Genomic DNA, 11,507 nt, shown 5'->3' with positions numbered 1-11,507 from the left:
TCCGGGGGGTGGGGGGGGTTCTTTTTTTTTTAAGCCGCGCGGGGGGGCGCCCGCGGGGGCGGCCCCCCCCCGCCGGGGGGGGGGGGGGCCCGGGGGCCCCCCCCCCCCCCCCCCCCCGGTTCCGGGGTGATCACACGGGTTCTACATGTGGACGGCGCGCACGGCGTCCGGGTCCTGCTCCTGGGCGCCACGGCGGTAGAGCAGGAAGGCGATGACCGCGCCCGCGGCGAAGAAGCCGGCCGACCACCAGAAGGCGGTGGTGTAGCTCTCGATCGTCGACTGCGCCCGGACCAGCTTGTTCGTGGCGTCCTTGCCGGCCAGGTAGCTGGTGGCGGCGCTCGCGGCGAGCGTGTTCAGCAGCGCGGTGCCGATCGAACCGCCCACCTGCTGCATGGTGTTGACCGTGGCGGAGGCGACGCCCGCGTCCTCGGCGGCGATCCCGCTGGTGGCCAGCGACATGGCGGGCGGCATCACGATGCCGAGGCCCGCGCCGATCAGGAGCAGCTGCGGCAGCACGGCGGTGGAGAAGTCCGAGGCGACCCCGATACCGGTCAGCCAGGCCATGCCGCCGACGGCGATCGCGAAGCCCGCCGGGATGACGATCTTCGGTCCGATGCGCGGCACCAGGACGGTCGTGGACACCTGAGCCATGATCATCAGGGTCGCCATCATCGGCAGGAAGGCGACACCGGTCTTCGTCGGGCTGAAGCCCAGGTTCAGTTGCAGGTAGTAGGTGAGGAAGAGGAAGACACCGAACATGCCCGCACCGGTGATCAGCACGGTGACGAAGGAGGCGGCGCGGTCGCGGTCGAGCAGGACGCGCATCGGCAGCAGCGGGTGCTCGGCGCGGGTCTGCCACCGGGCGAAGGCGCTGAGCAGGATGCCGCCGGCGGCCAGGAAGCCCCAGGTCAGCGGTGAACTCCAGTCGTGCGTCTCGGCGTTGGAGAAGCCGTAGACCAGGGCGAAGAGGCCGGAGGAGACGAGCAGGGTGCCCGGCAGGTCGAGCCGGGAGTTCGCGGCGTCCCGGTGGCTGCTCAGCAGGACCCAGCCGCCGGCGAAGGCGACGACCGCGAAGACGAGGTTGACGAACAGCGTCCAGCGCCAGTCGAGCGCGTCGGTCAGCACACCGCCGAGCAGCAGACCCACCGCGCCGCCGGCACCGGCGATCGCGCCGTAGACACTGAACGCCTTGGCGCGTTCCTTGGCGTCGGTGAACGTCGTGTTCAGCAGCGAGAGCGCGGCGGGGGCGAGCAGCGCGCCGAAGACGCCCTGGAGGGCCCGCGCGGTGACCAGCATGCCGAAGCTGGTGGAGGCGCCGCCGAGTACCGAGGCGCCGGCGAATCCGGCGACGCCGATGAGGAAGGCGGGCTTGCGCCCGAACAGGTCGGCGATGCGTCCGCCGAGCAGCAGCAGGGAGGCGAAGGCCAGCGAGTACGCCGTGACGATCCACTGCCGGTTGCCGTCGGAGAAGCCGAGGTCGGCCTGGGCGGACGGCAGGGCGATGTTCACGATGGTGGCGTCGAGGACCACCATCAGCTGCGCGATGCCGATGATCGCGAGGATCCACCACCGCCTCGGCGACGGCGCGGACGAGGAGTCCACGGAGCCCTTGCGGGCACCTTCGGTCAGGGTCTGGGGCATGGGAGAACCACTCCAGGGAAGTCGCTCAGGGTGACGGAGACGTAAACGAAACTGTTTCGTACACATCGAGAGTAGGGCACCGCTCTGCGAAACTGCAACGTTTCGCTAGGGGTGCCGGATGAGGTGACCGTCACATCGCGAGTCCACAGGTTCGTGTATGCCTTGACCGGCATATAACCAACGCGGCATATTGGAGCCATGCCCGACGTCACTCCCTGGACCGCCCTGGCCGACCCGCACCGCCGCGCGATCGTCGCGCTGCTGCGGGAGCGCCCGCGCCCCGTCGGAGAGATCGTGGCGGCATGCGGACTGAGCCAGCCGAGCACCTCGAAGCACCTGCGCGTGCTGCGGGACGCGGGCCTGGTCCGGGTCAGCCAGGACGCGCAGCGCCGCGTCTACGCGCTGGACCCGGCCCCGATCGCCGCACTCGACGCCTGGCTCGCCCCGTACCGCACGCTGTGGAACGACAGCCTCGACACTCTCGGACGCCGTCTGGACAGGGCGGCGGGGGAGCCGTCGGACGATCCCGAAGCCCCCTCCGTGAAGGACTGAGTCACCATGTCGGCCGAACGCACCGCACTCACCGGTACCTACCTCACCCTTGACGACGGCCGGCCCGCCGTCCGCTTCAGCCGCACCTACGACCACCCCGTCGCCCGCGTCTGGCAGTTCGTGACCGACCCGGAGGAACTGGCCGGCTGGTTCCCGTCCCGCGCGGAGATCGAACTGCGCCCCGGCGGCACCATCAGGTTCAGCGGCGACCCGAACATGCCCGACTCCACGGGCCGTGTCATCGCCGTCGACCCGCCCCGGCACCTCTCCTTCGCCTGGGGCGGCGACGAGCTGCACTTCGACCTCGAGGCCCTCGACGAGAAGCGCACGCGTTTCACGCTCACCGACGTGCTCGCGGCCGAGGACACCGCCGCCCGCAACGGCGCCGGGTGGGAGGTGTGCCTCGCCGCCCTCGACACCAAGGCCCTCGGCCGCCACTCCCCGGGCCCGCACGCCGGGGCCGGCACGCCCTGGCCGGAGATCTACCGCGCCTACCTCGCCGCCGGTGTCCCCTCGGGGGCCCGGGTACCGGGGCAGGACTGACCCCTCACGCCAGCTGCCGCCGCACCAGCTCGTGCAGCCGCCCACTCGTGTCCGCGAGCAGCCGCGCGGGAGGCCCCTGCTGGGCGACCCGGCCCTCCTCCATCACGATCACGCGGTCCGCGTCCAAGACCGTGGACAGCCGGTGCGCGATCACGATCCGGGTGGCGTTGAGCGCCTTGGTGCTCTCGATGACCGTGCGCTGGGTCTCGTTGTCCAGGGCGCTGGTGGCCTCGTCGAAGAAGAGGATGCGCGGCCGGCGGATCAGCGCCTGCGCGATCATCAGACGCTGGCGCTGGCCGCCCGAGACCGCGCCGCTGCCGGAGACGATCGTGTGCAGCCCCATCGGCATCCGCCTGATGTCCTCGGCGAGGCCCGCCATCTCGGCCGCGGCCATCGCCTCCTCGGGCGTGTACGGCTCGGTGCCGCAGATGCAGTCGAGGACGGAGCCGGTGAACGGCTGCGCGTGCTGGAGCACGACACCGCACTGACGGCGTACGGCGGACTGGTCGAGGGCCGCCAGGTCCTGACCGTCGTACAGCACACTGCCCGAGACCGGTTTGTCGAAGCCGATGAGCAGTCTCAGCAGGGTGGACTTGCCGCAGCCGCTGGGGCCCACGATCGCCACGAACTCGCCCGCCCGGATGTCGAACGACACGTCGTCGAGGACGAGCGGCCCGTCGTCGGCGTACCGGAAGGAGAGCCTGCGGGCCTCGACGGCCCCGGACAGCACGCCGGGGCGGGTGCTCGCCACCCGGACCTCCGGGGTGGCGTCGAGCACCGGCCTGATCTCCTCGAACATCGGCAGCGCGGCCGCCGCCGAGACGAAGGCGCCGGTGAGCTGGGTGACCGAGGTCAGCAGCATCGTCACCGAGGTGTTGAAGGTGAGGAAGTCCGCCGCCGACAGCGAGCCGCTCGCCGGACCGGCGAGCAGCATGAACATCAGCAGGGAGCAGAGCGGCAGATAGACCGCACCCAGCACCGTGGTGAGGTTCTTGATGCGGCCGACCTTCCGCTGGAGTTCACGGCTGCGCGCGAACTCACCCGCCCAGGCGGCGTACGCGTAGTTCTCCGCCGCCGCGACCCGCAGCTTGGGCAGTCCGCGCAGGGTCTGGAACGCCTGGTTGTTCAGCTTGTTGCCGAGCACGACGAGCCGCCGCTGCCACCGCACCTGCCACAGGCCGAGCCCGAGGAAGACGGCCGCGATGACGACGAGCATGGCGACCGCGGCCAGCGCCATGGGCACGCTGTACCAGAGCAGCAGCCCCAGGTTCATCATGCCGACCGTGCCGGCCTGCGCGAGCGTGGGGCCGACGCCCGCGAGGAGGCGGCGGATCGCGCTGATCCCCATGGCGGCGCTGGCCAGTTCACCGGTCGAGCGGGAGGTGAAGAACTTCGTCGGCAGCCGCAGCAGCCGGTCCCACACGGCCGGTTGCAGCGTCGCCTCGATCCGCCCCTCCATCCGCAGCAGCGTGAGGTTCTGCAACAGCATGAACGCCGCCGACACCACGCTGGTGATCATGATCGCCAGGCAGACCTGCACGATGAGTCCGTGCTGGGCCTTCGGCACGTACTCGCCGAGCACCTTGCCGGTCGCGATCGGCACCAGGGCGCCGATCGCCACGGTGACGAGACCGCTGACCGCGAGGTTGCGCAGATCGCCGCCGGTGCCCTGGAGGCAGAACCGCGCCAGCCGCAACGGGCTCAGCCGGCGCTCGGGCAGCGGGCGGTAGAACATCACGGCCCGCGGCTCGAACTCGGCCGCGTTGGCCTTCTCGACCGGCGTCTCCCGCCCGGACGACGGCTGCACGGCCACATAGCCGCCGCGCCGCCACAGCAGTGCGACCGGACTGCCCGACACCGCGCGCCGGCCCACCAGTGGACCGATGTCGTCCCGCCACCAGTGCCCGTCCAGGCGCACCGCGCGACTGCGGACGCGCGAGGCGAGCGCGATCCGCTCGACCGGGTCGAGCCGGTCGCTCTCCGTGCCGCTCTGCGCCGGCTCGGCGAGCGCGATCCCGGACGCGCGGGCGACCAGCGCGCAGGCCGCGTACGTGGCGTCCGTGTCGGCCGCAGTAGGGCGCTTGGACGATTTGCCGATGGAGGCCAGCAGGGTCCGGTCGGCCTGGGCGCGGACGGCCTCGCCGGCCTTGATCCCCGCCGCCGTCCGGTCCTCGTGCCGGGCCTCCAGCTGCTCGATCCAGCGGTCCAGCGTGGCCAGCAGCCGGTACTGCTGGTCGACCATGCCCTGCCAGACACCCGAGTCCATCAGCAGGTCCGCCGCGGCCTCCGCCCCGTACAGCGAGCCGTACTGCACACTCCCCGGCGGCACCTGCATCCAGAAGACGTCGTCGTCCGTGAGCGCGGCCGCGTTCTCCGTGGCCGTGGGAGCCTGGAAGAGGATGGAGAGGCTGCGGCCGACGCCGAGGGCGAGGGCGTACTCCAGTGGGCTCGACGTCGGCGGCACGTACTGGGGGTTGCCGTACTCGTTGTAGGACCAGGTCTCGGTGGGCACCGGCTGGTACAGCTCGCGCAGCACGATCCGGCGCACCGAGCAGTCCCGCAACGGGCGCCCCACCAGGGTGTGCTGGGGGCCGGCGACGGGACCGAGCAGCAGCGAGCCCGCTTCGAGGCGGCCCAGATGGTGCCAGTGGCCCTGCTGCGCGGCGTCCACCGCGAACAGGTCCAGGGCGCCCGCGGCCACCAGCCACAGCACCTGCGGCCCTTCCAGGTCGAGGCGGTTGAGCCCGGCGCAGTCGACCGGCGTACCCATCGTGCCGAGCGCGCCGAGGACGACGTCGCCCTCGTGAACCGTCGTCATCTCATCGCTCCCTGACCAGCTCGGCGTACGGACCGCCGGCCGCCACCAGGGCGTCGTGCCGCCCGCGTTCCACGATCGTGCCGTGCTGGAGCACCACGATCTCGTCGCTGTCACGCACCGTGCTGAGCCGGTGCGCGATCACCACACAGGCGCAGCCGCGCCTGCGCAGGTTGTCGATGACGGTCTGCTCGGTCTCCGCGTCCAGCGCGCTGGTCACCTCGTCGAGGACCAGGATGCTCGGCCTGCGCACCAACGCCCGCGCGATCTCCAGGCGTTGGCGCTGACCTCCGGAGAAGTTGCGGCCGTCCTGCTCGACCCGGCTGTGGATGCCACCGGGCCGCCGCACCACGACGTCGTACAGGGCCGCGTCCTGGAGCGCCGTCACGACGGCGTCGTCCGGGATCGAGGGGTCCCACAGCGCCACGTTGTCGCGGACCGTCCCCTCGAAGAGGAAGACGTCCTGGTCGACGAAGGAGACGGAGGCCGCGAGCGCGCCGCGCGGGATGTCGTCGAGACGCTGCCCGTCGATGCGGATCGTGCCCTCCCAAGGGTTGTACAGACCCGAGATCAGCCGGGAGACCGTGGACTTGCCGCTCCCCGAGCCGCCCACCAGCGCCACCTGCCGCCCCGGGCCCACCGTCAGTGAGAAGCCGGTGAGCAGGGGTTTGTCGAGCGGGCTGTAGCCGAACGTGATGTTCTCCAGCTCGACATGACCGTGCAGCCTGCGGGTGGAGTCGCCGGTGCCGGAGCGGGCGTACAGCGGGTCGGCCTGGAAGTTCTCGACGTCCTTGAGACGTGCCACGTCGGCGGCGAAGTCCTGGATGCGGCCCGCCACGCCGTTGAGCCGGGTGAGCGGCGCGGTGAAGCGGGTGACGAGTGCCTGGAAGGCCACGAGCAGACCGATCGAGATGTGCCCCTCCATCGCCCGCAGGCCGCCGATCCAGAGGATCAGCGCGCTGTTGAGGGTGGCGAGCGTCGGCGCGACCACCCCCAGCCAGGCACTCGGCACCCCGAGGCGCTGCTGCTCCTCCAGCGTGGTGGCGTGCTGCCCGGCCCACTTGCGGAAGTAGCCGTCCTCGCCGCCGGTCGCCTTCATGGTCTCGATCAACTGAAGCCCGGTGTATGCCGTGTTGGTGAGCCGGGCGCTGTCCGCGCGCAGTTTCGCGGTACGGGTCGCGCGCAGCCGGATCACCACCCGCATCGCGACCACGTTGAGCAGCGCGACACCGATACCGACCGCCGTGAGCTGCGGATCGTAGGTGTAGAGGAGAACGGCGTAGAGCACCACGACGACCGCGTCCACGCCCGCCGCCGCGAGGTCGCGGGCCAGCGTCTCGGCCACCGCGTCGTTCGACTGGAGCCGCTGCACCAGGTCGGCCGGGCTGCGCTGGGAGAAGAAGGTGACCGGCAGCCGCAGCAGATGGCGCAGGAAGCGTGCGCTGCTGAGCGTCGAGGAGACGATCCGGCCGTGGAGCAGGTTCGCCTGCTGGAGCCAGGTCAGCAGTACGGTCAGTACGACGCAGGCACCCATCGACGCGAAGAGCACGCCGAGCAGCGAGGTCTGACCACCGATCAGATAGGTGTCGATGTACGTCCGGCTGAGCGCGGGCACCGCCGCGCCGACCGCGACCAGCAGCAGGCTGGCCAGCACGGCGGCGGGCATCGTGCCCGACGTCCCGCGCAGCCGGGCCGGCATGGCTCCGAGGACCCCGGGCCTGCGGCCGCCCGCGCGGAAGTCGGGGCCCGGCTCCATGACCAGCACCACGCCGGTGAAGCTGGTGTCGAAGTCCTCCATCGGTACGAAACGGCGGCCCTTGCCGGGGTCGTTGATGTGCACTCCGCGCCGTCCGAACCGGCGGCCCATTCCGTCGTAGACGACGTAGTGGTTGAACTCCCAGAACAGGATCGCGGGCGCCTGCACCTCGGCGAGCGCGGCCGTGTCCATCTGCATGCCCTTGGCCGTGAGGCCGTAACCGCGGGCCGCCTTGAGGAGGTTGCTGGCGCGCGAGCCGTCCCGGGAGACGCCGCAGGCGATGCGCAGCTCTTCGAGGGGGATGTACCGGCCGTGGTGGCCGAGGACCATGGCGAGGGAGGCCGCGCCGCACTCCACGGCCTCCATCTGGAGGACCGTCGGCGTACGGACGGTCCTGCGGGTGCTCTTGGGGACCGTGCGCTTCGGCGGTGCGGCGCGACGTCTGCCCCGGGTGTCCTGCGCGGTGGTCACGGCAGCAGCCAATCGACGGGACGCTGATCGGCCAGCCGGATCGAACCCGTGGCCAGGGTCATGGAGGTCAGCGGGTACGGGGGCCCGTCCGCCGAGGACCACTTGAGGCCGCTCTCGGTACGGGACGAACGGTCGAGGGAGACCAGGACGGCCACCGGCCTGCCCTTCTTGGTGAACTGCTCGCCGAGCTGACTGTCGCCGAGGGAGGAAGTGATCTGCTGCTGCGTCTGCACACTCCGGCCGACCGCTTTCACCCGGCCGCGCAGCACCCCGTACCGCTGGGTCGGCACCGACTGGACGGTGAGGTCGACGGCCGCGCCCGCGGGGAGGGCGGAGGCGCTCTCGGCGGGCACGTACACCGTCGCGTAGAGCGGATCGCCGGCGTGCGCGACCTTCTCCACCGCGGCGACGTCCGCACCGGTGGAGATGATGGCGCCGATGGTGGCGGCGAGGGCCGTGACCCGGCCCGCGGCGACGGCACGGACGACTGAGGTCTCGCCCCGCGCGGTACGGACCTTCAGCACCGGGGCGTCGGCGGCGATCCGTTCGCCCTCCTTGGCGAGGACCGCGGTGACCTGGCCGGCGACGGGACTCTGCAGGACGTAACTGCCCTGCGCGTGCGTGAGGACGGCGGGGGCGCCGACCGTCGAGGCCACGGTGCCCGTCACGGCCCAGACCGACGCGGCCGCCATGACGACCACGGTCACGGACAGGACGAGCCAGCCCTGGGGGCGGGCGAAGCGCACGGGCAGGTCGAGTTCTTCGGCTGACTGCAGCTTGGCGAGGGCCTGTTGGCGGAACTGCACAGTACTTCCCTCACCTGTCGGAGAGATCTACGGCATCCGAGAGCCCCGGAACCGGGGAGTGGTTCCGGGACTCAGCGGGATGAGGCGCGATCAGAGACCGGCGACCAGGCCGGTGACCGGGGCGGTGTTCAGGCCGGTCACACCCTCGACGGTGCCGACGGCCGTGCCCACGATGCCCGAGACCGGGGCGACGCTGTCGACCAGGCCGGTGACCGTGCCGACGGCGTTCAGCGACAGGCCGCCGGAGACGTTGTCGAGGTCCGCGTCCGAGATCTCGGCGGTGGCAACCTGGGGGGTGGAGTTCATGGGGGAACTTCCCTTCGTATGGATATTCATAAGGGGGGAGCGGCCCCCTCTGGGGACAGATGACGGCCGCCACCGCGGGGGTGCGGACCCCGTTTCCGGGAGTCGTGCGGCTCCCGTCTCCGGAAGCCTGCCGCGACCTCCGCGGTGCACGGATCAAAGCACGGTCGCGAGGCCGGTATCCAATCAACCAGGGCTCCCACCTGGGCACTTGAGCGCGACTTCGGCCCAACCGTGCAGGTGTGCGCACGTCTTTGCGGCCACTTCTTCACATGCTGCACGGCATTGTTTCGGTGCCACCCTTGCCGGTCCGCGACCCAAGGGGACACTCCCGTCCCAATGGTGCGTGAGGGGCGTGCGACTGTGCAGATCCGTCGGTCGCCGTGACGCGCCTGCGCATTCGATGTGCAGATTCGCTGAAGCAAGGATTCCGGTCCGGTTCGCGGACGGAGTGTCACCGCCCGTTCGCGGACGGTGGCCCTCAGCCCAGCAGGGCGTACACCGTGCTCGCGCGCGCCGCGACGTCCCGGGATTCGCCCGCGGTCATCGTGATGTCGGCGAAGGCCATACGGCGGCCGAGCTTGGTCAGGACCGCCTCGACCAGCACGTCCGCGTCCGTGACCGCGCGCTGGAAACTGGTGGACTGCTGGACCGTCGTCATCGGGACGAAGGCGCCGCGCGCCGCCGACACCGCGATCACGGTCGCCGTGTCGGCGGCGGCCATCAGGGCCTGCCCCGACATCGAGCCGCCCGCGCGGGCGAGCCGGGCGGACCACGGCAGCCGCAGCACCGCCCGGCCCTCACCCAACTCCGCCACCGACAGGCCCAGGTCCAGCACCCAGGGGGCGAAGTGGGTGGAGAGGATCGTGTCGGCTTCGGCAAGGTTCAGTGTCATGTGGGGCATCGTTCCCCGGTCGACCGGAGGAAAGACGCGATCACCTCGTAATCCATGCCGCGCGCCGGGCCGACTCCTGCCTTTCTCAAGCGGAGTTGAACAACCCCCGCGACTCACACGTATCAACAGGCATCCAGGCGCCCCCCAGTCAGCCGCCGGACGGTGGCATCGACCCCGTCCCCAGGAGGTCAAGAGTTGAGTCACAAAAGGATTCCCAAGCGCAAGGCCGCCATCGCCGCGGGAAGCGTCGCGGCGCTCGGAGCCGCGGCACTGCTGCTGCCCAACGCCAACGCCTCGCAGACCGACGCCAAGGACGCCGCTCCCAAGACGCTGAAGGCCGCGGACGCCTCGGATCTCGCCTCGCTCCTCGCCACCCAGCTCGGTGAGGCCTACGGAGGCGCGTACTACGACGCCGCCAAGCAACAGGTCGTCATCAACGTCGTCGGCGACAACAGCAATGTCGTCAACGCGGTCAAGAAGGCCGGCGCCGTTCCCCGCAGCGTCGACAACAGCCTCGCCGCCCTCAAGTCCGCCGCCCGGACGCTGAAGACGGACGCGACCATCCCCGGCACCGCCTGGTCCGTCGACCCCAAGACCAACCAACTCCGGGTCACCGCCGACAGCACGGTCACAGGTGCGAACTGGAACAAGCTGACGTCGACCGTCGACTCGCTGGGTTCCGGCATGGCCACCGTGAAGAAGTCCGCCGGCACCTTCAAGACCTTCGTGGACGGTGGCGACGCCATCTTCGGCGGCGGAGCCCGCTGTTCGCTGGGGTTCAACGTCACCGCGAGCGACGGCAGTCCCGCCTTCCTGACCGCCGGACACTGCGGGGTCGCGGCCAAGCAGTGGTCGGACGCGCAGGACGGCGCGCCCATCGCCACGGTCGACCAGGCCACCTTCCCCGGTGACGGCGACTTCTCGCTCGTCAAGTACGACGACCCGAACACGCAGACCAACAGTGTGGTCAACGTCGGCAACGGCCAGACCGTCGCCATCAACCAGGCCGCCGACGCCGCCGTGGGCCAGCAGGTCTTCCGGATGGGCAGCACGACCGGGCTCAACGACGGCAACGTCACCGGACTCGACGCCACCGTGAACTATCCCGAGGGCACGGTCACCGGACTCATCCAGACCGACGTGTGCGCCGAGCCCGGCGACAGCGGCGGTTCGCTCTTCACCCAGGACGGCAGCGCGATAGGCCTGACCTCGGGCGGCAGCGGCGACTGCACCGTCGGCGGGGAGACCTTCTTCCAGCCGGTGACGACCGCGCTCACGGCGACCGGCGCGACGCTCGGTGCGGGTGCGGGTGCGGGTGCGGGTGCGGGTGCGGGTGCGGGAGCCGGCGGCGCGGGTGACGCGAGCGCCACGGCCGGTGCCGAGCCCAGCGACCCGGCGGCGAGCGATCCCGCGGCCGGCGCCCCGCCGGCGAGCGACCCGGCGGCCGGTGACCAGTCCGGGACCGGCGACCAGTCGGGCGCCGCGGGTGACCAGTCCGGCACCGGCGCGGACGACGGTTCCGGAATGGTGAGCTCGAACGGGTGACACCGCTGACGCAGAGCCACTGACCCGGCCGCGGACAGTCGTCCCGGCCGGAGGTGGGAGGTGGGGGCCCCCCCGCGGGGGGGCCGGCCCCACCCGGTGGCCGGGGCCCCGGCCCCCGGCCCGGGCGCGGGCCGCCCCGCGGGGGGGGGCGGGGGGCCCCCCCGGGGGGGGGGGGTCGCG

General features: G+C 71.5%; 9 protein-coding genes. 3 read left to right on the top strand and 6 right to left on the bottom strand.

Translation table 11 applies throughout. The features are described from left to right. Positions 1-141 precede the first annotated feature (141 nt). Positions 142-1,641 (bottom strand): MFS transporter, encoded by a 1,500-nt coding sequence (locus ACFV2J_RS22930; protein ID WP_385440284.1) that lies wholly within the window; start codon positions 1,639-1,641, stop codon positions 142-144. Between the two features lie 198 nt (positions 1,642-1,839). Here ACFV2J_RS22930 and ACFV2J_RS22925 point away from each other — a divergent pair, with 198 nt between their 5' ends. Next, complete coding sequence (locus tag ACFV2J_RS22925) at positions 1,840-2,193, top strand: ArsR/SmtB family transcription factor (protein ID WP_385097184.1); 354 nt, start codon at positions 1,840-1,842, stop codon at positions 2,191-2,193. Positions 2,194-2,199: 6 nt separating this feature from the next. Continuing rightward, positions 2,200-2,736 (top strand): SRPBCC family protein, encoded by a 537-nt coding sequence (locus ACFV2J_RS22920; protein ID WP_385440281.1) that lies wholly within the window; start codon positions 2,200-2,202, stop codon positions 2,734-2,736. 4 nt (positions 2,737-2,740) lie between these two features. Here the strand turns inward: ACFV2J_RS22920 and ACFV2J_RS22915 are convergent, their stop codons facing one another. The 5 genes from ACFV2J_RS22915 to ACFV2J_RS22895 all read right to left on the bottom strand — a co-directional run bounded on the left by ACFV2J_RS22915 (position 2,741) and on the right by ACFV2J_RS22895 (position 9,782). Next, positions 2,741-5,554, bottom strand: a complete 2,814-nt coding sequence (locus ACFV2J_RS22915; RefSeq protein WP_385440279.1) for an NHLP bacteriocin export ABC transporter permease/ATPase subunit — start codon at positions 5,552-5,554, stop codon at positions 2,741-2,743. A 1-nt stretch (position 5,555) separates the two neighbouring features. After that, positions 5,556-7,778 (bottom strand): NHLP family bacteriocin export ABC transporter peptidase/permease/ATPase subunit, encoded by a 2,223-nt coding sequence (locus tag ACFV2J_RS22910; protein WP_385093834.1) that lies wholly within the window; start codon positions 7,776-7,778, stop codon positions 5,556-5,558. Next, positions 7,775-8,584 (bottom strand): HlyD family efflux transporter periplasmic adaptor subunit, encoded by an 810-nt coding sequence (locus ACFV2J_RS22905; protein ID WP_385440275.1) that lies wholly within the window; start codon positions 8,582-8,584, stop codon positions 7,775-7,777. Before ACFV2J_RS22905 ends, ACFV2J_RS22910 begins: the two co-directional genes overlap by 4 nt. A gap of 90 nt (positions 8,585-8,674) precedes the next feature. Next, complete coding sequence (locus tag ACFV2J_RS22900) at positions 8,675-8,890, bottom strand: type A2 lantipeptide (RefSeq protein ID WP_385093828.1); 216 nt, start codon at positions 8,888-8,890, stop codon at positions 8,675-8,677. Between the two features lie 478 nt (positions 8,891-9,368). Continuing rightward, positions 9,369-9,782, bottom strand: coding sequence for a PaaI family thioesterase (locus tag ACFV2J_RS22895; RefSeq protein WP_385093826.1), 414 nt, complete (start codon positions 9,780-9,782; stop codon positions 9,369-9,371). A gap of 195 nt (positions 9,783-9,977) precedes the next feature. Here ACFV2J_RS22895 and ACFV2J_RS22890 point away from each other — a divergent pair, with 195 nt between their 5' ends. Further along, positions 9,978-11,327 carry a S1 family peptidase gene (locus ACFV2J_RS22890; RefSeq protein ID WP_385093824.1) on the top strand — a complete coding sequence of 450 codons (1,350 nt, stop codon included), beginning with the start codon at positions 9,978-9,980 and terminating at the stop codon, positions 11,325-11,327. Positions 11,328-11,507: the final 180 nt, after the last annotated feature.

The organism is Streptomyces sp. NPDC059668, from assembly GCF_042734135.1.
Classification (GTDB): Bacteria; Actinomycetota; Actinomycetes; order Streptomycetales; family Streptomycetaceae; genus Streptomyces.
This window is presented reverse-complemented; position numbering and strand designations above follow the sequence as displayed.